This window comes from Streptomyces sp. DSM 15324, from assembly GCF_001514285.1.
Taxonomy (GTDB): domain Bacteria; phylum Actinomycetota; class Actinomycetes; order Streptomycetales; family Streptomycetaceae; genus Streptomyces.
The window spans coordinates 405795-430005 of sequence record NZ_KQ949027.1 but is presented as its reverse complement, the minus strand read 5'-3'; the positions used below and the strand labels follow the sequence as shown (position 1 = coordinate 430005).

Annotated in this window: 18 protein-coding genes; 15 read left to right on the top strand and 3 right to left on the bottom strand. The window is 72.0% G+C overall.

What is annotated here, in order from left to right:
• Positions 1-59 precede the first annotated feature (59 nt).
• The 5 genes from AQJ58_RS18680 (at position 60) to AQJ58_RS18660 (ending at position 7084) form a co-directional block, all read left to right on the top strand.
• Positions 60-1310, top strand: a complete 1251-nt coding sequence (locus tag AQJ58_RS18680) for a glycosyltransferase family 2 protein (protein ID WP_234360092.1) — start codon at positions 60-62, stop codon at positions 1308-1310.
• Positions 1307-3229, top strand: a complete 1923-nt coding sequence (locus AQJ58_RS18675; protein WP_234360091.1) for a right-handed parallel beta-helix repeat-containing protein — start codon at positions 1307-1309, stop codon at positions 3227-3229. Before AQJ58_RS18680 ends, AQJ58_RS18675 begins: the two co-directional genes overlap by 4 nt.
• Before the next feature lie 65 nt (positions 3230-3294).
• Entirely contained in the window at positions 3295-4509 is a 1215-nt protein-coding gene (locus AQJ58_RS18670) for a right-handed parallel beta-helix repeat-containing protein (protein ID WP_067251503.1), read from the top strand.
• 174 nt (positions 4510-4683) lie between these two features.
• Entirely contained in the window at positions 4684-6045 is a 1362-nt protein-coding gene (locus AQJ58_RS18665) for a UDP-glucose dehydrogenase family protein (RefSeq protein ID WP_067251501.1), read from the top strand.
• A gap of 49 nt (positions 6046-6094) precedes the next feature.
• The gene (locus tag AQJ58_RS18660; RefSeq protein WP_067251500.1) at positions 6095-7084 is read left to right on the top strand and encodes an aldo/keto reductase; all 990 of its coding nucleotides are present in this window, start codon (positions 6095-6097) and stop codon (positions 7082-7084) included.
• A 95-nt stretch (positions 7085-7179) separates the two neighbouring features.
• Here the strand turns inward: AQJ58_RS18660 and AQJ58_RS18655 are convergent, their stop codons facing one another.
• Positions 7180-7854, bottom strand: a complete 675-nt coding sequence (locus AQJ58_RS18655) for a GDSL-type esterase/lipase family protein (RefSeq protein WP_067251498.1) — start codon at positions 7852-7854, stop codon at positions 7180-7182.
• A gap of 89 nt (positions 7855-7943) precedes the next feature.
• Between AQJ58_RS18655 and AQJ58_RS18650 the strand changes: the two genes are divergently transcribed.
• From AQJ58_RS18650 to AQJ58_RS18640, 3 genes are all read left to right on the top strand, one after another.
• A complete protein-coding gene (locus AQJ58_RS18650; RefSeq protein ID WP_067251497.1) occupies positions 7944-8966 on the top strand; it encodes a hypothetical protein in 1023 nt (340 codons plus the stop codon).
• A 162-nt stretch (positions 8967-9128) separates the two neighbouring features.
• On the top strand, positions 9129-9662 hold the full coding sequence (locus tag AQJ58_RS18645) for a hypothetical protein (protein ID WP_159056263.1): 534 nt from the start codon (positions 9129-9131) through the stop codon (positions 9660-9662).
• 152 nt (positions 9663-9814) lie between these two features.
• Positions 9815-11350 carry a cellulase family glycosylhydrolase gene (locus tag AQJ58_RS18640; protein WP_067251493.1) on the top strand — a complete coding sequence of 512 codons (1536 nt, stop codon included), beginning with the start codon at positions 9815-9817 and terminating at the stop codon, positions 11348-11350.
• A gap of 54 nt (positions 11351-11404) precedes the next feature.
• Here the strand turns inward: AQJ58_RS18640 and AQJ58_RS18635 are convergent, their stop codons facing one another.
• Positions 11405-11887, bottom strand: coding sequence for a hypothetical protein (locus tag AQJ58_RS18635; protein WP_067251491.1), 483 nt, complete (start codon positions 11885-11887; stop codon positions 11405-11407).
• Positions 11888-12133: 246 nt separating this feature from the next.
• Between AQJ58_RS18635 and AQJ58_RS18630 the strand changes: the two genes are divergently transcribed.
• Both AQJ58_RS18630 and gcvH read left to right on the top strand, forming a co-directional pair.
• On the top strand, positions 12134-13732 hold the full coding sequence (locus AQJ58_RS18630) for an alpha/beta hydrolase (protein ID WP_067251490.1): 1599 nt from the start codon (positions 12134-12136) through the stop codon (positions 13730-13732).
• Between the two features lie 107 nt (positions 13733-13839).
• Entirely contained in the window at positions 13840-14220 is a 381-nt protein-coding gene (gene gcvH / locus AQJ58_RS18625) for a glycine cleavage system protein GcvH (RefSeq protein ID WP_067251488.1), read from the top strand.
• Positions 14221-14283: 63 nt separating this feature from the next.
• Here gcvH and serC read toward each other — a convergent pair whose 3' ends face one another.
• Complete coding sequence (gene serC, locus AQJ58_RS18620; RefSeq protein WP_067251487.1) at positions 14284-15402, bottom strand: phosphoserine transaminase; 1119 nt, start codon at positions 15400-15402, stop codon at positions 14284-14286.
• Positions 15403-15507: 105 nt separating this feature from the next.
• Here serC and AQJ58_RS18615 point away from each other — a divergent pair, with 105 nt between their 5' ends.
• The 5 genes from AQJ58_RS18615 (at position 15508) to AQJ58_RS18595 (ending at position 24209) form a co-directional block, all read left to right on the top strand.
• Positions 15508-18417, top strand: a complete 2910-nt coding sequence (locus AQJ58_RS18615; protein WP_067251832.1) for an FAD-binding and (Fe-S)-binding domain-containing protein — start codon at positions 15508-15510, stop codon at positions 18415-18417.
• 129 nt (positions 18418-18546) lie between these two features.
• Positions 18547-19512 carry an EamA family transporter gene (locus AQJ58_RS18610; protein ID WP_067251484.1) on the top strand — a complete coding sequence of 322 codons (966 nt, stop codon included), beginning with the start codon at positions 18547-18549 and terminating at the stop codon, positions 19510-19512.
• 607 nt (positions 19513-20119) lie between these two features.
• Entirely contained in the window at positions 20120-20914 is a 795-nt protein-coding gene (locus AQJ58_RS18605) for a TIGR03084 family metal-binding protein (RefSeq protein WP_067251482.1), read from the top strand.
• Positions 20911-22614: an acyclic terpene utilization AtuA family protein gene (locus AQJ58_RS18600; protein WP_067251481.1), complete on the top strand. Its 1704-nt coding sequence runs from the start codon at positions 20911-20913 to the stop codon at positions 22612-22614. Before AQJ58_RS18605 ends, AQJ58_RS18600 begins: the two co-directional genes overlap by 4 nt.
• Complete coding sequence (locus tag AQJ58_RS18595) at positions 22611-24209, top strand: acyl-CoA carboxylase subunit beta (protein ID WP_067251478.1); 1599 nt, start codon at positions 22611-22613, stop codon at positions 24207-24209. The genes AQJ58_RS18600 and AQJ58_RS18595 overlap by 4 nt, the downstream gene beginning before the upstream one ends.
• Positions 24210-24211 lie beyond the last annotated feature (2 nt).

Here is a 24211-nt window from a genome sequence, read left to right as displayed (position 1 = left end):
CTGGGGGGTCTGAGTTCGTGTCGAGCTTCTTCGACGATTTCTGGTCATGGGTAGTCACGGTGACCGCCGAGACGTCATGGCGTGAGGTGATGCCGCTGGGCATCGCCGGAGCGTTCGTCTGGGGGCTGTGGCTCTACCGGGCGGTGCTCTCCCGGTTCGCCAAGCCCGTGGTGAACAACTACCGGACCACGGTGTCCGTGGTGGTCCCGGCGTACCGCGAGGACGCGGACATCCTGGTGGACTGCCTGCACACCTGGCTCGCCCAGGACCCGACCGAGGTCATCATCGTCCCGGACGTGGAGGACACCGAGGTCCTGCGCCGCCTGGCGCTGGTGCAGGATCCCCGGGTCCGGGTGCTGGCGTTCGAGCACCGCGGCAAGCGGTCGGCGCTGGGTGTGGGCATCCGCGCCGCGACGAGCGAGCTCGTGGTGCTGGTGGACTCGGACACCCGCTGGGAGCCGGGGCTTCTGGCCGCCGTACAGATGCCGTTCGTCGACCCCGCGGTCGGCGGCGTCGGCACCCAGCAGAACGTCTACCAGCGCACGACCAGCATCTGGCGGCGCATCGCCGACTGGCTGGTCAACCTCCGCTACTACGACTACGTCCCGGCCATGGGCCGCGCCGGTGCCGTGGCCTGCCTGTCCGGTCGTACGGCGGCCTATCGGCGGGCCGCGATCGAGCCCGTCCTCGACAACCTGGAGAACGAGTTCTTCCTGGGCCGGCGCTGCGTCGCCGGCGACGACGGACGGCTGACCTGGCTGGTGCTGGCGTCCGGCTATCAGACCGTGCACCAGTCCTCCGCGCGGGCGATCTCCATGTTCCCCTCCTCCTTCCGCGCCTTCGTCAAGCAGCGGGTGCGCTGGAGCCGGAACTCCTACCGCTGCTATCTGACCGCCGCGTACAAGGGCTGGCTCTGGCGGGTCCCCCTGGTCACCAAGATCACCGTGCTGCAGATCCTGCTGACGCCGGTGACGATGGGCATGGCGCTCGGGTATCTGATCTTCAGCCGTCTGGAGCTGACCGGCCGGGGCATCGTCCTCGTGCTGATCTGGCTGCTCGTGGGGCGCGGTATCCGTGGCTACTCCCATCTGCGCAGACACCCGCAGGAGGTTCTGCTGCTGCCGGTGCTGGCCCTCGTCGTCATCATGATCTCGTTGCCGATCAAGCTGTACGCCTTCGTCACCATGAACAAGCAGGGCTGGCTGACCCGTACCAGCGACAGCGTCGGTGGCGAGGGACAGGACTCGGCGTCCCTCGGCGGCGCGGCCCGGACCGCCACGGCCTCGTGGCAGGAGGTGTCCCAGTCATGACCCGTCATCACCTCTCGGCGGGCCTGCGCGGAGCCGTGGTGCTGGCCCTCGCCGCCGGTGCGCTCCTCGTCTCCGCCCCAGGCGCCCCGGCCGCCGACGGAGACGACAAGCCCCAGGTCAACGCCACGGACGCGGAGAACGAGACCGCGCTCGTGGCCGCGGAGGACCACCGCCTCGACCAGGTCCGCGCGGTGGCCGCCGTCGCCCCCCTCAAGGGCGGGCAGTGGAAGGCCCCGTACCGACTGGACACCGGCAGCGGCTACACCCTGGTCCTGACCCAGCGCAGCAACGCCTACACCATCTCCGACCTGCTCGAACTGGCCCCGCAGACCTTCGTCCGCGAGCAGGACGGTTCGTATCTGCTGACCGAGAACCTCTATCTCAACGCCGGCGCCAAGCTGAAGCTGTCCAACCCCGGCGGACTCACCCTGCGGATGGCCAGCAGCAACAGGGGCTTCGTCAGCATCGTGTCCTTCGGCGGCCGGCTCACCCTGGAGGGCACCCCGCAGGCGCCCCTGCGGATCACCGCCTGGGACGTCAAGAAGAAGAAGCCGGACACGGACGTGCGGGACGGCCGGGCCTACATCCGTGCCATCGGCGGCCAGTTCTCCATGACGTACGCCAAGGTGAGCGACCTCGGCTTCTGGAGCGGCCGCACCGGAGGGCTGAGCCTCACCGGAACCGACCGCCCCGACACCGGCAACATCAGGGAGTCGAAGGCGCCCTCGGCCTCGGACGCGAGCAGCGGTGACGTGGTGGCCCGGCCCTCGGGATCGCTGGCCACGCCGGACACCCGGTTCTCGGTGCCCAGCCTCTCCTACGTCTCCGCCGAGATCGGGCACTCCACGCTCACGGGCAACGCGTACGGCCTGTTCATCTCCGGTGCCAACGGGGTCAGCATCAGCGACAGCACGGTGCAGGAGAGCCTGGAACACGGCCTGGTCCTGCACCGGTTCGTCACCAACGCGGTGGTCGAGCGGACCGTCTCCAAGGACAACGGCGGCGACGGCTTCGTGCTGGCCCGAGCCACCGAGCAGGTCCGGATCAGTGGCGCCACGGCCTCGGGCAACGGCGGCAACGGCTTCACGCTCAGCGGCCGGCCGCTCGCCGACGGTCCCTCGGCCTCGGGCGAGTCCATCAGCAGTTACGGCTCCAACTCCGTGTCCGACAGCACCGCCAAGGACAACGGCCACTACGGGATCGAGATCTTCGGCGGCACGGACGTGGGCGTGCAGAACAACCGGGTCGAGGGCGGCGACATGGGCATCGTGGCGCGCAAGGACGCCACCAAGGTGGCCATCACCGGCAACCGCCTCGTCGGCCAGTCGAGGCAGGGCATCTCGGTGCGCGACGGCGTGACCGCCGCGACGATCACCGGCAACATCGTCGAGAACGCCGACACCGGCATCTACCTACGGGACTCGACCGGCGAGATACGCGGCAACACCATCCAGGACGGCACCAACCACGGGATCAGTCTCGTCGGGACGGTCGACGACTCCCTCGTCTCGTACAACGTCATCTCGGGGGTCGGCCCCAGCGCCGTGGACACCACGCGCGCCCACGGTGGCGTCACCGTCAAGCAGAACCAGACGTTCGCCTGGCACGACACCAGTTCCTTTTGGGTCAGGTTCCGGCACTACGCCAGCCCCATGACGCTGCTCTGGACGGGCATGCTGCTGCTCATCCTGTTCTCGGCGGTGCTGGGCCGGAGCCAGAGCCGCCGGCGCCGTCACGGCGGCCACGGAATGCTGGGCGTCCACCCGTACGCGGACAAGAGGCCACTGGCCGGCGCCGTCAAGGAGATCCCGATCCGTCAGACGCCTCAGCTCGACCTGTTCTCCGGAGATGACACGGAGACCACCACCCGGCGTGTCCTGACTCCCCAGTCCACCCAGGCCGGGCAACCGTCCCACTGACCTCCGACCCCAGCCTCCAGCCCCCTCAATCGACTGACCGACCGGACGGACCGGAGTTCCCGCCCATGTCTTCCACACCGCCCATGCCGTCGACCCCGCCGCCCGCTCCGCCGCCCCCTGCTGAAGGCGGTCCCTTCCGGCAGCCGGCCGTCTGGCTGGCCGCGGGCGCGTTGCTGGTCGCGCTGGTCGCGCTCGCCGTGGCGGTGGCGGGGAGCGGCGGCGGAGGGGAACCGAGGATGAAGGCCGGGGCCGACAGCGCCGGGCCCAGGGCCTGGGCGACGGAGGCGCCCCCGGACGAGGCGGGCACGTCGGCCCTGCCGACCCGGTCGGGGGCCCCCAAGGCCCCGACCTCGCAGGCCACCAGCGGCTCGGTACCCGACTCCGCGGTCACCTGTCCCGCGTCCGACTTCACGGTGCGCACCGCCGCCATGCTCGAACAGGCCCTCTCCCAGGCACGGCCCGGCGACACCATCTCCCTGGCCAACGGCACCTACCTGGGCAACTTCACCGCCGAGGTCTCCGGTACGGAAGCGAAGCCGATCTACCTGTGCGGCGGTTCCGGGGCGGTCCTCGACGGCGGCGGCATCGACGACGGCTACGCCTTCCACCTGGACCACGTCAGCTACTGGCGGCTGGTCGGCTTCACGGTCCGCGACGCGCAGAAGGGCGTGATGGCGGACGGTGTGGTGGGCACCGTCATCCAGGGCCTCACCGTCGAACAGATCGGTGACGAGGGCATCCACCTGCGCGCGTTCAGCTCGGACAACATGGTCCGGGACAACACCGTCCGCACCACCGGGCTGCGCCGCGAGAAGTACGGCGAGGGCATCTACATCGGCACCGCCAAGTCCAACTGGTGCATCGTGACCCACTGCAAGACCGACACCAGCGACCGCAACGTCGTGCTGGGCAACCACATCAGCGACACCACCGCCGAGTCCGTCGACATCAAGGAGGGCACCAGCGACGGCAAGGTCATCGACAACACGTTCGACGGATCGAAGCTGAGCAGCTCCCACAACAACGACTCCTGGGTCGATGTGAAGGGCAACGGCTGGCTGTTGCAGGGCAACACCGGAAGCCACTCACCGCAGGACGGCTTCCAGACCCACCAGATCGTCGACGGATGGGGCACCGACAACACCTTCCGGGGCAACACCGCGAACGTGGACGGGCCCGGCTTCGGCTTCCATCTCACGTCCGACGGCAACAAAGTCACCTGCGACAACAAGGCGAACGACGCGGCCGACGGCCTCGCCAACATCGCCTGCACCTCCTGACCCCACCCCGCCCACCCCGTTCCCCGCCTTCCGCTGTCCCCCGCCTTCCGCTGTCCCCCGTCACCCCGTCACCCCGTCACCCCTTCACCCGTTTCCCCGTTCTCCCGCTTCGGCAGGCCGCCATCGGCCGGTGCGGCGGGCGAACACGCCCGGACACACACCCCTGGAGCCACCGTGACCTCTTCGGACGACGCACGCAGAGTCGACACCACGACACACGCTCCCCGCCTGACCGTCATAGGCACCGGCTACCTCGGCGCCACCCACGCCATCTGCATGGCGTTCCTGGGCTTCGACGTCCTCGGCGTGGACGTCGACCCGGACAAGATCGAGCGGCTCAACTCGGGCGAGGTGCCCTTCTTCGAGCCCGGCCTCCCGGAACTGCTCGCGAAGGCCCTCGACACCGGCCGGCTGCGGTTCACCACGAACTTCGCCGAGGCCGGCGCATTCGGCGACGTCCACTTCATCTGCGTGGGCACGCCTCAGCAGCCGGGCTCGCACGCGGCCGACATGCGCTACGTCGACAGCGCGGTCGGCGAACTCGCCCAGCACCTGCGCCGACGCACCCTCGTGGTGGGCAAGTCCACCGTCCCGGTGGGTACCGCCGCCCGGTTGACGGACCTCGTTCAGCGGACCGCACCGGCCGGGACGGACGTCGAACTCGCCTGGAACCCGGAGTTCCTGCGCGAGGGCTATGCCGTGGACGACACCATGCGGCCCGACCGGCTGGTCTTCGGTACGGCGTCGGAGTGGGCCGAGCAGCAACTGCGCGCCGCCTTCGCCCCGGTGATCGCTCAGGGCACCCCGGTGGTCGTCACCGACCTGCCCACCGCCGAACTGGTCAAGGTCGCCGCCAACTCCTTCCTCGCCACCAAGATCTCCTACATCAACGCCATGGCGGAGGTCTGTGAGGCGACCGGCGCCGACGTCACCGGCCTCGCCGAGGCGCTGGCCTACGACGACCGGATCGGCGGCCGGTTCCTCAAGCCGGGCCTCGGCTTCGGCGGCGGCTGCCTGCCCAAGGACATCAGGGCCTTCAGCCACCGCGCCGAGGAACTGGGCGTCGGCCAGGCCGTCTCCTTCCTGCGCGAGGTCGACGCCATCAACCAACGGCGTCGGGCCCGCACGGTGGACCTGGTTCGCGAACTGGCCGGCGGAGAGCTGGCCGGCGCCAAGGTCCTCGCGCTGGGCGCCGCGTTCAAGCCCAACTCCGACGACATCCGGGACGCTCCCGCGCTGCATGTGGCCAGGACCCTGCACCAGGCCGGCGCGCAGGTGACCGTCATCGACCCGGCGGCCACCGAGAACGCCCGGCGCGCCTACCCGGACCTGACCTACGGCACGGACGTGCTCGGCGCGGCCGCCGGGGCGGACGTAGTGGTGCTGCTCACCGAGTGGACCGAGTTCCGGGAGATCGACCCGCACGCGCTGGGCGCGGTCGTGGCCCGGCGACGGATCGTCGACGGGCGCCACGCCCTGGACCCCGTCCAGTGGCGCGGCGCGGGCTGGGAGTACCGCGCGCTGGGCCGACCCTGATGCCACGTACCTTGCCTTGAGCAGACTCGAAGGCGTTGGCTGGGGTCCCATGGAGTACACGCAGCTCGGACGCACCGGACTCAAGGTCAGCCGACTGGTCCTCGGCACCATGAACTTCGGTCCCCAGACGGACGAAGCCACCAGCCACGCGATCATGGACGCGGCGCTCGACGCGGGGCTGAATTTCGTGGATACGGCGAATGTGTATGGGTGGGGCGAGAACAAGGGCCGTACCGAAAGCATCATCGGCAACTGGTTCGCGCAGGGCGAGCGCCGTGACAAGGTCGTCCTCGCCACCAAGGTGTACGGCAACATGGGCGCGGACGGCGCGGCGTGGCCGAACCACGACAAGTTGTCGGCAGTGAACATCCGGCGGGCCGTGGACGCGTCGCTCAAGCGGCTCCGGACCGACTACATCGACGTCTACCAGTTCCACCACATCGACCGGAACACTCCGTTCGAGGAGATCTGGCAGGCCATCGACGTCCTGGTCCAGCAGGGCAAGATCCTTTACGTGGGGTCCAGCAACTTCCCCGGGTACAAGATCGCCCAGGCCAACGAGACCGCCGCCCGGCGCGGCGGCACGATCGGCCTCGTCAGCGAGCAGTGCCTGTACAACCTCTTCGAGCGCCGCGCCGAGATGGAGGTCATCCCGGCCGCGCAGGACTACGGCCTCGGCGTCATCCCCTGGTCGCCGCTGCACGGCGGGCTGCTCGGCGGCGTCATCAAGAAGGAGGCCGAGGGCGGGCGGCGCGGCTCCGGCCGGGCCGCCGACGTCCTCGCCGACCCGGCCGCACGCGCCAGGATCCAGGCGTACGAGGAACTGCTCGACAAGCACGGCCTGGAGCCCGGCGAGGTCGCCCTGGCCTGGCTGCTCACCCGGCCCGGCGTGACCGGGCCGATCGTCGGCCCGCGCACCGCCGAGCAACTCGACTCCGCGCTGCGGGCGGTCGAACTGGAGCTGCCGGAGGAGCTTCTGACGGCTCTCGACGAGATTTTCCCCGGCCCGGGTCCCTCTCCGGAGGCATTCGCCTGGTGATCCACCGGGCCGCCGTACCCAAGGCCGCCGCTCCTGTCGCAGGGGCGGCGGTCACTGCACGGCCACCAGGGCACGTGCCGACGCGCCGCCGCGGCTCAGCCCTCGTACTCCCCGCCCAGCCCCCACCCCTGGTGCATCGCGTCCGCGAAGGCCGCCGCCAGGCGGTGCTCACCGCGGGCGCTCGGGTGGGTGCCGTCGTAGGTGTCGGTGTGCAGGTCCCAGTCCCGGGGGACCGACGCCAGCAGGACGGGCGAGGCCGGCTCGTCCACGTCCGCCGCGGTCTTCGCCAGCAGCTCGTTGAAGAGGGCTACCTGGGCCGCGAAGCCGGGGTCGTCGGCGGCGCGGACGTTGTGTATCACCGGCAGCCAGACCATACGGATCCGCGGGTTGGCCGAGCGGGCCTCGGCCACGAACGCGCGGGCGTTGTCCGCCGTCTGCTCCGCGTTCGTGTAGAAGCCGAGGTCGATCAGGCCGAGGGAGACGAGGAGGACGTCCGCCCGCGCGGTGCGGACCGCGTCGGCGATCAGGGGTGCCATGTGCAGCCAGCCCTCGCCCCAGCCGGCCAGATGGGCGCGCGGGAAATCGGGGTCGGCGTACGCGTACGAGGCCGGGGCGTCCGCCGCCTTGTCGTAGAGCGTCTCGCGCGGGCCCACCAGGGTGAACGGGCCGCCGTACGTGGCGCACAGATGCCGCCACATGCGGTAGCGCCACGTGTGGTCGCCCGCGCTTCCGATGGTCATCGAGTCACCTACGGGCATCAACCTGAGCATCCGCTCATGATGCGGGATCAAGGCGGCCCCTGGCGTGTGAGACCGGCCACGACGCGGGAACGCCCGGGCGGGATGGCACGCTTGAGGGCATGCGCCGACCCTTCGCCGCCCGAGCCGGGGCCCTTCTCGCCGCCACCCTCCTCGTGGGCGCCTTCGCCGTGCCCGCCTCCGCCGCCGGGGCGGACCGGGACGACACCGGGGACAAGGGGGACCAGGGGTTCACCATCGAGGATCCGCGCATCACCGAGTCCAGCGGCCTCGCCGCCTCCCACCAGCACCCCGGCATCTACTGGACGCACAACGACAGCGACGACGGCCCCTACCTCTACGCCGTCGACAGCGCCACAGGGAAGACCGTCGCCCGCCTCACCCTCACCGGCATCGGCCGGCCCCGTGACGTCGAGGCCATCTCGATCGGCCCCGACAACAAGATCTACGTCGGCGACATCGGCGACAACCTCGGCGGCAACTGGCCGTACGTCTGGATCTACGAACTGCCCGAGCCCAAGACCCTCGCCGACGCCACCGTCCGCGCCACGCAGTACGTCGTGACGTACGCGGACGGGGCCCGCGACGCCGAGTCGCTGGTCGTGCACCCCAAGACCGGCCGGGTCTACATCATCGACAAGAACGAGGACGGCGGACACCTCTTCGAGGGCCCGGCGACCCTCTCCACCCGAGGCAAGAACGTCTTCAAGCCGATCGCCACCGTCGACCTGTGGGCCACCGACGCCGCCTTCTCCCCGGACGGCTCCCAGCTCGCCGTACGCGGCTACTTCGGCGGCATCCGCTACGACTGGAACGGCGGCGACCTCAAGCGCAAGGGCCGGCTCGACGTGCCGTTGCAGCGGCAGGGGGAGTCCCTCAGCTACTCGGCCGACGGCACCAAGCTGATGTACGGCAGCGAGGGCACCGGGAGCTCGGTGGTCGCGGAGGACGCCCCCGACAGCGGCTCGTCCGCCAAGTCTCCTTCGGGCAAGGACGGTTCGGACTCCGCGTCCGACTCCTCCGGTTCCTCGGCGGCCACCGGGAACGTCACGTTCGGCGCCCTCGCCGTGGCCGCCGTCGTCGCCGCCTTCTTCGGCTTCCGGCGGCTGCTGCGCCGCGGCTGATCCCCCTCGCGGTGCGGCGGCGTCACCCGTTCGCGCCGCACCGCGCGACACGGGTGCGGCCCGCCGGTCAGGCTGGGGTGTCCCGCGGGACGGGGGCGGACTCGGAACGCGGTCCCGCCCTCACCTTTGGGAGACCTGATGCGCGGTCCTGCTGTACGTGACGTGAGAAGACGCGTCGCTCGTCGCCTCTGTCTGCTCGTGGCCGCCCTGGCCCTGACGGGGCCGGTGACCCTCGCCGGTGCACAGCCGGCCGGGGCCGCCGCCGTCGCCTTCCCGGCCGTGCACGCGCGGACCGCCACGCTGGCGCTGAGCGGCCAGATCCAGGGCGCCGAGGAGAAGATCGACATCACCGGAAGCCTCTCCGTCACCGTCGTCACCCGGACGAACACGGGCGGCGGGGGCACGGCCCGGATCATCAGCGCCCTGGGCCCCACGACCGGCGTGGGGCAGACGACCGGCGGCCGGTATCTGTTCGTCGGCGCGGACAGCGACGAACTCGCCTTCCCACCGGGTCCCGTCACACCGCTGATCGCCTCCCCGGTCTTCCGCGAGATCGGCCTCTTCGTGCCTCCCCATCCGATCGTCCCCCCGCACCCGATCAGCTTCCTGAAGGTCGGCGTGACCGTCACCGGGGACGGGGAGATCGACGACATCGTCGCGCTGCTCAATCTCATCGAGGATCCCGACAATCCCTGACCCGTCGTCCGAGGCGGCGCGGCGGCACCCGCACCAGGTACCGCCGCGCTTCTTGACGCGCACATGCAGCGTCAGTTTCCTGGAGGGTGCGCGGGTATGGGAGCGCTCCCATGCAGTTCCGGGCCCGCGCCGCCCCGAGAGGAAGCAACGCCATGTTCCGCAACCTCCGCAGAGCGCTGTGCGCCGCCGCCGCGGCCCTGCTGCTCCCCCTGGCGGCGGGCGTCCAGTCCGCCCAAGCGGCCCCGGCGGCCACCGCCGCGGCGGCCGACGCCGGTGCCGGGTACTGGCACACCAGCGGCCGGCAGATCCTCGACGCGGCCGGGCAGCCGGTCCGGATCGCCGGGATCAACTGGTTCGGCTTCGAGACCGGCAACTACGTCGTCCACGGCCTGTGGTCCCGTGACTACAAGAGCATGATCGACCAGATGAAGTCGCTGGGCTACAACACGATCCGGATCCCGTACAGCGACGACATCTTCAAGAGCTCGACCGTGCCCACCGGCATCGACTTCAGCAGCGGCAAGAACGCTGGCCTCCAGGGGCTGGGCTCCCTGGGAGTCCTCGACAAGATCGTCTCGTACGCCGGTCAGGACGGCCTCAAGGTGATCCTCGACCGGCACCGCCCGGACTCCGGCGGCCAGTCGGCCCTCTGGTACACCGCGGCCGTCCCCGAGTCGACGTGGATCGCCAACCTCAAGGCGCTGGCGGCCCGTTACGCGGGCCAGTCCACGGTCGTCGGCATCGACCTGCACAACGAGCCCCACGACCCGGCCTGCTGGGGCTGCGGCGACACCGCGACGGACTGGCGGCTGGCCGCCCAGCGCGCGGGCAACGCCGTCCTGTCCGTCAACCCCAACCTGCTGATCTTCGTCGAGGGCGTCCAGACCTTCAACGGCGTCTCGGGCTGGTGGGGCGGCAACCTGATGGGGGTCGCGCAGTACCCCGTGCAGCTGAGCGTGGCGAACCGGGTCGTCTACTCGGCCCACGACTACGCCACCAGCGTGGCCCAGCAGAGCTGGTTCAGCGATCCGACGTTCCCCGCCAACATGCCGGGGATCTGGGACAAGTACTGGGGTTACCTCTTCAAGCAGAACATCGCGCCCGTGTGGGTGGGGGAGTTCGGCACCACGCTCCAGGCGACCGTGGACCAGCGGTGGCTGGCGGCGCTGGTGAGCTATCTGCGGCCGACGTCGACGAACGGCGCCGACTCCTTCCACTGGACGTTCTGGTCCTGGAACCCCAACTCCGGTGACACGGGCGGGATCCTCAAGGACGACTGGCAGACCGTGGACACGGTGAAGGACGCCTACCTGGCGAGCGTCAAGGCACCCGGCTTCCCCGGCACCGGCACCGGCGGGGGCGGGGGCGGCGGGGGAGGCGGCGGCTCGGCCACCTGCTCCGCCGCCTACACGGTCACCAGCGACTGGGGCGGCGGCTTCAACGCCGAGGTGAAGGTGACCAACACCGGGGCGGCCGCGATCGGTTCCTGGAAGGTCACCTGGAGCTGGAGCGGCGGTCAGCAGGTCACGACCATGTGGAACGCCTCGTACACCCAGAGCGGGACGACCGTGACCGCGGCGAACGCCTCCCACAACGGCGCGATCGCGGCGGGCGCCTCGACGACCTTCGGGTTCGGGGGCGCGCCCGGCGGCGGGACGGCGCCGACCGTGAGCTGCACGGCGAGCTGAGAGTCGGCCGGGCCGGGCCGGCGCGGGCGAGGGGGCGCCGTTGTCCTGCGGCGATCAGGCCCGTACCGGCTTGAGCTGGTGGCCCCTCGCCTCCCGGCGCGGGCTGAGCATGCTCACCCCGTTGTAGTGGCGGCCCTGGACGTACAGGACGGGTGCCGCCACGAAGGTGACGAAGACGCCGATCACGCTGACCGGGAAGAGGGCGGGCAGGGACTGCCCCTCGGGGAGCGTCTTGCCGCCCTCGTGGATCGCGTAGGCGAGGGCGGCCACGAAGAGGGCCACGGAGATCGCTGCGAGGGTCAGCAGGACGGCCTTGGTCCGGCCGGTCCGGGTCTCGTCGCGCACCTCGGCCAGCAGTGACCTCTCACAGACCCCGCAGACCACCTCGACCGTCTGCTTGCCCGACTGCGGCCGCCGGACCCGCAGGAAGGTGTCGCGCCAGGTGATCGTGCGGGTCCTCGGCCGGATGAAGCCGCCGGTCACCTTGTCGCTGAGGATGTGCCGTACCGCGACCAGCACGGTGCCGGGTATGTTCATGTCCCCGCCGCCCCTTTCGGTGTGATCGCCAGTCTGCGGCGCGCGGCTGCGGAGGCTCAACGGGTCCTGTCGGTCTTTGCCCTGACGTTGCGACAGCTTTCCGGCGCCTGTGGAGTCCGTCCGGGCCAAATGAGTTCCAAATTTTCGGCCGAAAACCTTCAGATGGGCGTGCTTCTTCGGAAAGATCCAGCGGGGATCGTGAATTTTCCGGTCCTGCCGAACCCCCCCATTCCGTGAAGGAACTTCATGAGAAGAAGCACAGCCGTGCTGTGTGGCGCGACCGTCGTCCTGGCCGGATCTCTCACGGCCGTCCCGGCCGAGGCCGCCTCGTCGCAGTCCGCGACGGCGGCCCAGGCGGCGAGGGTCACCTGGAAGAAGTGCGCGACGGAGGACTACCCGACGCTCCAGTGCGCGTCGGTGAAGGTGCCGCTGAACTACGCCAAGCCGAACGGCCGGAAGATAACCCTGGCCCTCTCCCGCGTCCCGCACACCGCGCGCAAGTACCAGGGCCCGCTGCTGGTCAACCCCGGCGGCCCCGGCGGCAGCGGACTGACCCTCGCGGGGTTCGTGGCGTCCTCCCTGCCCAAGTCGGTCGCGGCGCAGTACGACGTCATCGGCTTCGACCCGCGCGGCGTCGGCAAGAGCAAGCCCGCCCTGGACTGCAAGCCGGGTTACTTCAACCCGGTCCGCCCGGACTCCGTGCCCAGCACCGCCGCGATCGAGAAGGCCAACCTCGCGCGCGCCAAGGCGTTCGCCAAGGCCTGCGGCACCAAGTACGCGGACGTCCTGCCGTACATCAACACGGTCAGCGCCGTGAAGGACATGGACCAGATCCGCAAGGCGCTCGGCGCCAAGAAGATCAACTACTTCGGCTACTCGTACGGCACCTACCTGGGCCAGGTCTACGCCAAGCTCTTCCCGACCCGGGTGCGCCGACTGGTCCTGGACTCGATCGTCGACCCCGGCGGGGTCTGGTACGACGCCAACATCACCCAGGACTACGCCTTCGACGCCCGCCAGAAGGCGCTGATGGCGTGGATCGCCAAGTACAACGGCACGTACAAGCTCGGCACCGACCCGGCCGTGGTCGAGGCCAAGTGGTACGCGATGCGGGCCGACCTCGCCAAGAAGCCGGCCGGCGGCGAGGTGGGCGCCTCCGAGCTGGAGGACACCTTCATCCCCGGCGGCTACTACAACGGCTACTGGCCCGTCCTCGCCTCGGCGTTCGCCGCCCACGTGAACGCCGAGAACGACGCCCCGCTGATCAAGGCCTACGAGAGCATCGCGGCCATCGACGCCTCCGGCGACAACGGCTACAGCGTCTACACCGCCGTGCAGTGCCGTGACGTCTCCTGGCCGCGCGACTGGAACCAGTGGCGCAAGGACAACTGGGCCGTCTACGAGAAGGCACCGTTCATGGCCTGGAACAACGCCTGGTACAACGCGCCGTGCGCGTTCTGGCCGACGAAGACCCTGAAGCCGGTGAACGTCGCCAACAGCAAGCTCCCGCCGGTCCTGCTGTTCCAGGCGACGAACGACGCGGCCACCCCGTACCAGGGCGGTGTCGCCGTCCACCGTCTGCTCAAGCACTCCAGCCTGGTGGTCGAGCAGGGCGGCGGCAACCACGGCATCACGCTGAGCGGCAACGCCTGCCTGGACAAGTACCTCGCCAAGTACCTGACCGACGGGACCGTCCCGCGCGGCAGCGGTGTGGCCGACGCGGTCTGCAAGAAGACGGCCGACCCGGTGCCGGCGAGCTCGACGCAGTCCGCCCTGACCGCGGACCGGTCGGCCGGTACGACGTCCGCCGACACCCTGCACACGCTGGTCGGCGTTCGCGGCTGACCCGTCCGTCACCTGCCTGGAGGACCGTGGCGCCGGAAATGTCGGGTTCTGTGTGATCGGGGGGCGAGGCTGTCCCCGATCACCTCTCCACCGCTGAAGGAGCAGACATGTCCCAGGTGCCCACCCACCTCCGCTACACCGAAGACCACGAATGGGTCGAGACCGGGACCGACGGCACCGTGACCGTCGGCATCACGGACTTCGCCCAGAAGAACCTCGGCGACATCGTCTTCTTCGAGCTGCCCGAGGTCGGCCGGAAGGTCGAGGTCGGACATGCCGTCGGCACGGTGGAGTCGGTCAAGTCGGTGTCCGAGCTGTACAGCCCGGTCACCGGGCAGGTCGTCGCGGTCAACCAGGAGGTCACCGACAGCCCGGAGGACGTCAACGGCGACCCCTACGGGATGTGGCTCTTCAAGATCAAGGGTGCGGCGTCCTCCAACGGGCTGCTCGACGCCAAGGCGTACGAGAAGCTCATCAGCGAGAGCTGAGCGACAGCACACGAGGGGCGCCCGGTGGATCACCGGGCGCCCCTCAGCGTCGTGCGGAAGCCGTTACAGCTTCTCGATCACGTAGTCGATGCACCGCGTGAGCGCCTCGACGTCCGCCGGGTCGATCGCCGGGAACATCGCGACGCGCAGCTGGTTGCGGCCGAGCTTGCGGTAGGGCTCGGTGTCGACGATCCCGTTGGCCCGCAGGACCTTCGCGACCGCGGCGGCGTCGATCTCGTCCGCGAAGTCGATCGTGCCGATGACCTGCGAGCGCTTGGCCGGGTCGGTGACGAACGGCGTCGCGTGCTTCGACTCCTTGGCCCAGCTGTACAGACGGGTCGAGGAGTCCTTGGTGCGGCCCGTGGAGAAGGCCAGACCGCCCTGGCCGTTGATCCACTCCAGCTGCTCGTTCAGCAGGAAGAGGGTGGCGAGCGCCGGGGTGTTGTAGGTCTGGTTCTTGCGCGAGTTGTCGATCGCCGTCGGCAGGCTGAAGAACTCGGGGATGTGCCGGCCGGAGGCGTGGATCCGCTCGGCGCGCTCGATCGCCGCCGGGGAGAACACGCCGATCCACAGGCCGCCGTCGGAGGCGAAGGACTTCTGCGGGGCGAAGTAGTAGACGTCCGTCTCGGCGATGTCGACCGGGAGGCCGCCGGCGCCGGAGGTGGCGTCCACCAGGACCAGCGCGCCCTCGTCGGCGCCCTCGACGCGCCGGAGCGGGGCCGCGACACCCGTCGACGTCTCGTTGTGCGTGAAGGCGTAGACGTCCACGCCCGCCTCGGCCCGCGGCTCGGGGTGCGTGCCCGGGTCGGAGGAGACGACGGTGGGCTCGGCCAGCCAGGGGGCGAGCTTGGCCGCCTTGGCGAACTTCGAGCTGAACTCGCCGAAGGTGAGGTGCTGCGACTTGTTCTCGATCAGCCCGTGGGTCGCGACGTCCCAGAACGCGGTCGAGCCGCCGTTGCCGAGGATCACCTCGTAGCCCTCGGGGAGGGAGAACAGCTCGGAGATGCCCTCGCGCACCTTGCCGACCAGGTTCTTCACCGGAGCCTGGCGGTGGGAGGTGCCGAGGAGGGAGGTGCCGGTGGCGGCGAGGGCGTCCAGCGCCTCCGTCCGCACCTTGGAGGGGCCCGCGCCGAAACGTCCGTCGGCGGGCTTGATGTCAGAGGGAATCTGGATCTCAGCCACGGGGGGAGGTTATCGGGTGGGGGAAACCTGGGCGAAACCTCGTCCGTCGGGTGAGACGGTGTCTCAAGAGGTGGCAGAAGGGCGGGTGGCTGACGGATGGACGTCATGACGGAGCTGGAGGCCGGGCTTCGCGGGGCCGTCCGGGGCGAGGTGCGTTTCGACGCCGGCTCGCGCGCTGTGTTCACCATGGACGCGTCCAACTACCGGCGGGTCCCGCTGGGGGTCGTCGCCCCCCGGGACACCGACGACGTGAGCGCGGTCCTCGCGGTGTGCCGGGCCCACGGCGTGCCGGTCGTCGCGCGCGGCGGCGGCACGTCGATCGCCGGGCAGGCCACCGGTACGGGCGTGGTGCTGGACTTCACCCGGCACATGAACCGGGTGCTCGCCCTGGACCCGCGGGAGCGCACCGCCGTCGTCCAGCCCGGGCTGGTCCTCGACCGGCTCCAGGAGGCCGCCGCCCCGCACGGGCTGCGCTTCGGGCCCGACCCGGCGACGCACAGCCGCTGCACCCTCGGCGGGATGATCGGCAACAACTCCTGCGGCGCGCACTCGGTGGCCTGGGGGACGACCGCGGACAGTGTGCGCGAGCTGGAGGTCGTCACCGCGCGCGGGCGGCGGCTGCGGCTCGGGCAGGGCTGGTCCGGGGCGCCCGACGGGCTGCGGGAGCTGGTGGAGGGGGACCTCGCGCGGCTGCGGACCGGCTTCCCCGAGCTGCCCCGCCGGATCTCCGGGTACGCGCTCGACGCGCTGCTGCCCGAGAAGGGCGCCGATGTGGCCCGCTCCTTCTGCGGCTCGGAGGGCACGCTCGGCGTGCTCACGGAGGCGGTCGTACGCCTCGTCGAGGCCCCACGCGCGCGTGCGCTCGCCGTGCTCGGGTACGGCGACGAGAGCGCCGCCGCCGAGGCCGCGGCCGCACTGCTGCCCCACCGGCCGCTGACCGTGGAGGGGATGGCGGCCGACCTGGTCCCGTCACCGGCGGGGCTGCCCCGCGGGGGCGCCTGGCTGTTCGTGGAGACCGGCGGCGCGTCGCCGGGCGAGGCACGCGCGCGTGCGGAGACGATCGTGCGGGCGGCCTCGGACACCGTCGGCTCCCTGGTGGTCACGGACCCGGCCGCCCAGCGCGCCCTGTGGCGCGTCCGGGAGGACGCCAGCGGCACGGCGACCCGGATGCCCGACGGCTCCGAGGCCTGGCCCGGCTGGGAGGACTGCGCGGTGCCGCCCGCCCGGCTCGGCGCCTACCTGCGGGACTTCCGGGCGCTGCTCGCCGCGCACGGGCTGCGCGGGACGCCGTACGGCCATTTCGGCGACGGCTGCATCCACGTCCGGATCGACTTCGATCTGCTCACCGCGCCGGGCGTGGCGCGCTTCCGCCGCTTCTCCGGGGAACTCGCCGACCTGGTCGTCGCCCACGGCGGCTCCCTCTCAGGGGAGCACGGCGACGGGCAGGCGCGCGCCGAGCTGCTGCCGCGGATGTACGGCCCCGAGCTGATCGCGCTGTTCGAGCGGGCGAAGGGCGTGTGGGACCCCGACGACCTCCTCAACCCCGGCATGCTGGTCCGCCCCGCGCCCCTGGACTCCGGGCTGCGCTTCGCCGTGCTGCCCCGTGAACCGCTGCCGGTCGTCTTCGGCTACCCGTCCGACGGCGGCGACTTCCGGGCCGCCGTACGCCGTTGTGTGGGCGTCGCCAAGTGCCGTACGACGACGGCGACCGGGCCGGCCGTGATGTGCCCCTCGTTCCGGGTGACGGGGGAGGAGGCGCACTCCACGCGCGGGCGGGCCCGGCTGCTGCACGAGATGCTCGCCGGTGAGGTGGTGACCGACGGCTGGCGGTCGGCGGAGGTCCGCGACGCCCTGGACCTGTGCCTGTCCTGCAAGGGCTGCCGCTCCGACTGCCCGGTCGGGGTCGACATGGCCACCTACAAGGCGGAGTTCCTGCACCACCACTACGCGGGCCGGCGCCGCCCCGCCGCCCACTACGCGCTGGGCCGGCTGCCGCAGTGGCTGCGCTGGGTGTCCCGCACGCGCGCGAGCCGGCTCGTGAACGTCCTCGCGCGCGTGCGGCCCCTGGCGTGGGCGGCGAAACGGGTGGCCGGGATCGCGCCGCAGCGGGCGATCCCGCCGCTGGCCCCGCAGACGTTCACCCGGTGGTGGGGGCGGCTCCTGGTGGCACGGGCGCGGACGGGGGAGGGGCGGCCGTCGCCGCGGCCCGGCGCGCCCCGACCTGCGGTCGTGCTGTGGCCGGACACCTTCACCGAGCACCTCTCGCCGTCGGTGGGCAGGGCGGCCGTACGGGTGCTGGAGGCGGCGGGGCTGGACGTGCTCACCCCGCCCACCCGGCGGTGGCGGAAGGCGGCGGTCGGCGACGGGGTCTCGAAGGTCCTCAACCCGCTCACGGCGGAGCGCGGGCGGGTGTGCTGCGGGCTGACGTACGTCTCGACGGGCCAGCTGGACCGGGCGCGGGGGGTCATGCGGCGCACCCTAGACCTGCTGGAGCAGCTCCTGGCGGAGGAGGAGCCGGGGCAGGCGCCCTTCGTCGTCCTGGAGCCCAGCTGCGCCGCCGCGCTGCGGACGGACCTCCCGGAGCTGCTGGCCGACGACCCGCGCGCCCGGCGTCTCGCGGCGCGGGTGGTGACCTTCGCGGAGGCGCTGGAGCGGTACGCGCCCGGCTGGTCGCCGCCCCGGCTGGACCGGCCGGTCGTCGGCCAGACCCACTGCCATCAGCACGCGGTGCTCGGCGACGCCCCCGACCGGCGGCTGCGCGAGGCCGCCGGACTCACCGGCGAACTCAGCGGCGGCTGCTGCGGACTGGCGGGCGACTTCGGCTTCGAGAAGGGCCACTTCGAGGTGTCGGCGGCCTGCGCGGAGGAGCAGCTGCTGCCCGCTGTACGGCAGTCCCCGCCGGGCACGGTCGTCCTCGCCGACGGCTACTCCTGCCGCACCCAGCTCGACCAGCTGGCCGGGGTGCGGGCCCGGCACCTGGCTGAGGTGCTGGCGGACGCGCTCGACGACGCGTGACGATCCACCCGAGGCACGGGAACCGCCGCCGGAACGTCTCACGGCGCGAGACAGAGGCTTAAGCGGTTTACGCACCTGTCCAGGTTCACTACTGTGGACTGGACAGTCCAGCCGGATGAACACAGCCGGATGAACACAAGAGCCCTTGGACCGCCCGTGACCGCCCCCTCGGAAACCTCCCTCGCCACCCCCGCCCCGGCCGGCGCGCCCGGCGCACCCGGTTCCCCCGGACGCTTCGGTTCCCTCGGTCCGGTCGGTCTCGTCCTCGCCGGGGGCATCTCCGTGCAGTTCGGCGGCGCGCTGGCGGTGACGCTGATGCCGAGGGCGGGTGCGCTCGGGGTCGTGGCGCTGCGGCTGGCGGTCGCGGCGGTGGTCCTGCTCGTCGTCTGCCGTCCCCGGCTGCGCGGCCACTCGCGCGGCGACTGGGGGACGGTCGTCGTCTTCGGCGTCACCATGGCCGCGATGAACGGCCTCTTCTACCAGGCCGTCGACCGAATCCCGCTGGGCCCGGCGGTGACCCTGGAGGTCCTCGGCCCGCTCGCCCTCTCCGTCCTCGCCTCCCGCCGCGCCCTCAACCTGGTCTGGGCCGGGCTCGCCCTGGCGGGGGTCTTCCTGCTCGGCGGCGGGGGCTTCGCCGGCCTCGACCCGGCGGGCGTCGCGTTCGCCCTGGGGGCGGGCGCGATGTGGGCGGCGTACATCGTGTTCAGCGCCCGCACGGGCCGCCGCTTCCCCCAGGCCGACGGACTGGCCCTGGCGATGGCGGTGGGCGCGCTGCTCTTCCTCCCGCTGGGCATCGCGGAGTCCGGGGCGAGACTCGCGGACCCCGTGACGTTCGGCCTGGGCGCGGCGGTCGCGCTGCTGTCCTCCGTGCTGCCGTACACCCTGGAACTCCTGGCCCTGCGCCGGCTGCCCGCCTCCACCTTCGCCGTCCTGATGAGCCTGGAACCGGCCGTCGCCGCCACGGCCGGCCTCCTCGTCCTCGGCCAGTCCCTGTCCCTGCCCGAGACGGCCGCGATCGCCCTGGTGGTCGCCGCGAGCATGGGCGCGGTACGCACCCAGGTGGGCCGGGGGAAGGCGCCGGTGCCGGAGGCCTGAGGGAGTCTGTGGTGCGGCCTGTGGGCGTCTGTCGTGCGGGCCGAGGGGGTCCGCGCTGCGGCCTGAGGACGCCTGTCGTGCGGCCCGAGGGTGCCCGTTGCGCGGCCCGAGGGGGTCCGTGCTGCGGCGTGAGGACGTCTGTCGTACGGCCCGAGGGTGCCCGTTGCGCGGCCCGAGGGAGTCCGTGCTGCGGCCTGAGGACGCCCGTTGCGCGGGCCGAGGGAGTCCGTGCTGCGGCGTGAGGACGTCTGCCGTGCGGCCCGAGGGTGCCCGTTGCGCGGCCCGAGGGGGTCCGTGCTGCGGCGTGAGGACGTCTGTCGTGCGGCCCTGCGACGCCTGCCGTGCGGCCTGAGGACGTCTGTCGTGCGGCCCTGCGACGCCTGCCGTGCGGCCCCGAGGGAGTCCGTCGTGCGGCCCTGCGACGCCTGCCGTGCGGCCCCGAGGGAGTCCGTCGTGCGGCCCCGTGACTGCCTGCCGTGCGGCCCGAAGGTGCCCGTCGCGCGGCCCGAGGACGTCCGTCGCGCGACCCGAGCGCGCCCATCGCGCCGTCGGCAAATTAAATGCAAGCATGCTTGCTTGTTTCTGGGGGCCCTGCCATGCTCCCCCCATGGCCGACCCCACGCCCGTCATCGACGACCTGTGTGCCGAAAGCGACGAACTCGATCTGATCGTCGCCGAGTTGGAGCCGGAGCAGTGGACGCTTCCGACCCCCGCCCCCGGCTGGACCGTCGCCCATCAGATCGCCCACCTCGCCTGGACCGACCACTCCTCGCTGCTTGCCGTGACCGACCAGCGGGCCTTCTCGCGTGAGGTCGAGGCCGCCCTGACCGCGCCCGGGGACTTCGTCGACAACGGTGCGGAGGAGGGCGCCCGCAAGCCGCCCGGACAGCTCCTCGCGGACTGGCGGACCGGCCGCGCGGCCCTCGCCGACGCCCTGCGCGCCGCCCCCGAGGGCGCCCGCTTCCCCTGGTACGGGCCGCCCATGTCGACCGCGTCCATGGCCACCGCCCGCCTGATGGAGACCTGGGCGCACGGCCTGGACGTCGCCGAAGCCCTCGGTGCCGTCCGCGCCCCGAGCGACCGCCTGCGGCACATCGTCCGCCTCGGCGTCCGCACCCGCGACTACGCGTTCGGCGTGCACGGGCTGACCCCGCCCTTCGAGGACTTCCGCATCGAACTCACCGCCCCCTCCGGCGAGTCGTGGACGTACGGCCCGGACGACGCCACCGACCGCGTCAGCGGCCCCGCCCTGGACTTCTGCCTCCTCGTCACCCGGCGCGCCCACCGCGCCGACCTCGCCCTGCGCGCCGAGGGCGAGGACGCCGACCGCTGGCTCGACATCGCCCAGGCCTTCGCGGGCCCGCCCGGCAAGGGACGCGCCCCGCGAGGGGAATCCGCGTGACGCCCCCGCCGCCGTCACCCCCCGCGCCCCCGCCACCCCTGCGCATCGGCAACTTCTCCGGCTTCTACGGCGACCGCGCCGACGCCCTGCACGAGATGCTCACCGGCGGCGCGCTCGACGTCCTCACCGGCGACTACCTCGCCGAACTGACCATGCTCATCCTCGGCCGCGACCGGCTGAAGGACCCCTCCGCCGGTTACGCCCGCACCTTCCTGCGCCAGCTGGAGCAGTGCCTCGGACTCGCCCGGGAGCGGGGCGTGCGGATCGTCACCAACGCCGGCGGCCTGAACCCGGCCGGACTCGCCGACGCCGTACGCGAACTGGCCGGCCGGGTCGGCGTCCCCGTACGCGTCGCGCACGTCGAGGGCGACGACCTCGGCGACCGGTTCCCCGGCTCCCTCACCGCCCACGCCTACCTCGGCGGCTTCGGCATCGCGGCCTGTCTGCGCGAGGGCGCGGACATCGTCGTCACCGGACGGGTGACGGACGCGGCCCTGGTCACCGGGCCCGCCGCCGCCCACTTCGGCTGGACGCCGCACGACCACGACCGGCTCGCCGGCGCGGTCGTCGCCGGACACGTCCTGGAGTGCGGGACCCAGGCCACCGGCGGCAACTACGCCTTCTTCCGGGAGGCGGACGTACGCCGGCCCGGCTTCCCGCTCGCCGAGCTGCACGCCGACGGCAGCAGCGTCATCACCAAGCACCCCGGCACCGGCGGACTCGTCGACGTCGGCACGGTCACCGCGCAGCTGCTGTACGAGACGACCGGCGCCCGGTACGCCGGACCGGACGTCACCGCCCGTCTCGACACGGTACGGCTCACCCGGGACGGCCCCGACCGCGTCCGGATCGACGGCGTACGCGGCGAGGCCCCGCCGCCCACCCTCAAGGTCGGCCGCAGCCGGCTCGGCGGCTTCCGCAACGAGGTCGTCTTCGTCCTCACCGGCCTCGACGTCGAGGCCAAGGCGGACCTGGTGCGCGAGCAGCTGGCCGGCGCCCTGACGAAGGCCGCCGACGTCCGCTGGGAACTCGTCCGCACCGACCGCCCCGACGCCGGGACCGAGGAGACCGCGAGCGCCCTGCTGCGGCTCGTCGTCCGCGACCCCGACCAGGCCGCCGTGGGCCGGGCCCTGAGCGGTGCCGCCGTGGAACTGGCCCTCGGGAGCTACCCCGGCTTCCACGTCCTCGCCCCACCCGGCAAGGGCGCCCCCTACGGGGTCTTCGAGGCCGCGTACGTCCCCCGGGACGAGGTCGCGCACACCGCCGTCCTCGACGACGGACGCCGGATCCCCGTCCTCCCGGCCGGCGACACCCTCGTACTCGACGAGGTGAGCGCACCGGAGCTGCCCGAACCCCTGCCGCCCGGCCCCGTCCGCAGAGCCCCCCTCGGCCTCGTCGCCGGGGCCCGCAGCGGGGACAAGGGCGGGGACGCCAACGTCGGGGTGTGGGTCCGCACCGACGAGGCCTGGCGCTGGCTCGCCCACACCCTGACCGTCGACCGGTTCCGCGCACTCCTCCCGGAGACGGCGGAGCTGAAGGTCACCCGGCATGTGCTCCCGCGGCTGCGCGCCCTGAACTTCGTCGTCGAGGGCGTCCTGGGCGCCGGGGTCGCCGCACAGCACCGCTTCGATCCGCAGGCCAAGGCGCTCGGCGAATGGCTCCGCTCCCGTCATCTGGACCTCCCGGAGGCATTTCTGTGACCGTCCTGCCGTCGGCGCTGGACACGACCGGCCCCGACCACCGCGCCCACCGCGAGGCCATGCTCGCCAAACTGGCCGACCTGGACGCCGAACACGCCAAGGCCCTCGCGGGCGGCGGCCCGAAGTACGTCGAACGGCACCGCGCCCGCGGCAAGCTCCTCGCCCGCGAACGCATCGAACTGCTCCTCGACCCCGACACCCCGTTCCTGGAGCTGTCCCCGCTCGCCGCCTGGGGCAGCGACTACACCGTCGGCGCCTCCCTGGTCACCGGCATCGGGGTCGTCGAGGGCGTCGAGTGCCTGATCACCGCCAACGACCCCACCGTGCGCGGCGGTGCCAGCAACCCCTGGTCGCTGAAGAAGGCCCTGCGCGCCAACGACATCGCCCTCGCCAACCGGCTGCCCTTCATCAGTCTCGTGGAGTCCGGCGGCGCCGACCTGCCCTCCCAGAAGGAGATCTTCATCCCCGGGGGCGCCCTCTTCCGCGACCTCACCCGGCTCTCCGCCGCCGGCATCCCCACCGTCGCCGTCGTCTTCGGCAACTCCACGGCCGGCGGCGCCTACATCCCCGGCCTGTCCGACCACGTGATCATGGTCAGGGAGCGGGCGAAGGTCTTCCTCGGCGGACCGCCGCTGGTGAAGATGGCCACCGGCGAGGAGAGCGACGACGAGTCGCTGGGCGGCGCCGAGATGCACGCGCGCGTGTCCGGTCTCGCCGACCACTTCGCCGTCGACGAACGCGACGCGCTGCGCCAGGCCCGCCGGGTCGTCGCCCGCCTCAACCACCGCAAGGCCTACCCCGACCCGGGCCCGGCCGAGCCGCCCCGCTACGACCCCGAGGAACTGCTCGGCATCGTCCCGGGCGACCTCAAGACCCCCTTCGACCCGCGCGAGGTGATCGCCCGGATCGTCGACGGCTCCGACTTCGACGAGTTCAAGCCCCTGTACGGGACCAGCCTGACCACCGGCTGGGCCGCGCTGCACGGCTACCCGGTCGGCATCCTCGCCAACGCCCAGGGCGTCCTGTTCAGCGCCGAGTCCCAGAAGGCCGCCCAGTTCATCCAGCTCGCCAACCAGCGGGACATCCCGCTGCTGTTCCTGCACAACACCACCGGCTACATGGTCGGCAGGGAGTACGAGCAGGGCGGCATCGTCAAGCACGGCTCGATGATGATCAACGCGGTGAGCAACAGCCGCGTCCCGCACCTGTCCGTCCTCCTGGGCGCCTCCTACGGCGCCGGCCACTACGGCATGTGCGGCCGCGCCTACGACCCCCGTTTCCTGTTCGCCTGGCCCAGCGCCAAATCCGCCGTCATGGGCCCGCAGCAGCTCGCCGGCGTCCTGTCCATCGTCGCCCGCCAGTCGGCCGTCGCGAAGGGACAGCCCTACGACGAGGACGCCGACGCCGCCCTGCGCGCCCTGGTGGAGCAGCAGATCGAGTCCGAGTCGCTGCCGATGTTCCTGTCCGGGCGGCTCTACGACGACGGCGTCATCGACCCGCGCGACACCCGCACGGTCCTCGGCCTGTGCCTGTCGGCCATCCACACGGCGCCCTACGCGGGCGCGCGCGGTGGCTTCGGCGTCTTCCGGATGTGAGG

Bases quoted from the DNA above. Each gene is read 5' to 3' on its own strand.
- AQJ58_RS18650 (WP_067251497.1), top strand. From the start codon at position 7,944: ATGCGCCGACCCTTCGCCGCCCGAGCCGGGGCCCTTCTCGCCGCCACC.
- AQJ58_RS18610 (WP_067251484.1), top strand. From the start codon at position 18,547: ATGAACACAAGAGCCCTTGGACCGCCCGTGACCGCCCCCTCGGAAACC.
- AQJ58_RS18675 (WP_234360091.1), top strand. From the start codon at position 1,307: ATGACCCGTCATCACCTCTCGGCGGGCCTGCGCGGAGCCGTGGTGCTG.
- AQJ58_RS18640 (WP_067251493.1), top strand. From the start codon at position 9,815: ATGTTCCGCAACCTCCGCAGAGCGCTGTGCGCCGCCGCCGCGGCCCTG.
- AQJ58_RS18655 (WP_067251498.1), bottom strand. From the start codon at position 7,854: ATGCTCAGGTTGATGCCCGTAGGTGACTCGATGACCATCGGAAGCGCG.
- AQJ58_RS18635 (WP_067251491.1), bottom strand. From the start codon at position 11,887: ATGAACATACCCGGCACCGTGCTGGTCGCGGTACGGCACATCCTCAGC.
- AQJ58_RS18670 (WP_067251503.1), top strand. From the start codon at position 3,295: ATGTCTTCCACACCGCCCATGCCGTCGACCCCGCCGCCCGCTCCGCCG.
- AQJ58_RS18660 (WP_067251500.1), top strand. From the start codon at position 6,095: ATGGAGTACACGCAGCTCGGACGCACCGGACTCAAGGTCAGCCGACTG.
- AQJ58_RS18605 (WP_067251482.1), top strand. From the start codon at position 20,120: ATGGCCGACCCCACGCCCGTCATCGACGACCTGTGTGCCGAAAGCGAC.
- AQJ58_RS18615 (WP_067251832.1), top strand. From the start codon at position 15,508: ATGACGGAGCTGGAGGCCGGGCTTCGCGGGGCCGTCCGGGGCGAGGTG.
- gcvH (WP_067251488.1), top strand. From the start codon at position 13,840: ATGTCCCAGGTGCCCACCCACCTCCGCTACACCGAAGACCACGAATGG.
- AQJ58_RS18630 (WP_067251490.1), top strand. From the start codon at position 12,134: ATGAGAAGAAGCACAGCCGTGCTGTGTGGCGCGACCGTCGTCCTGGCC.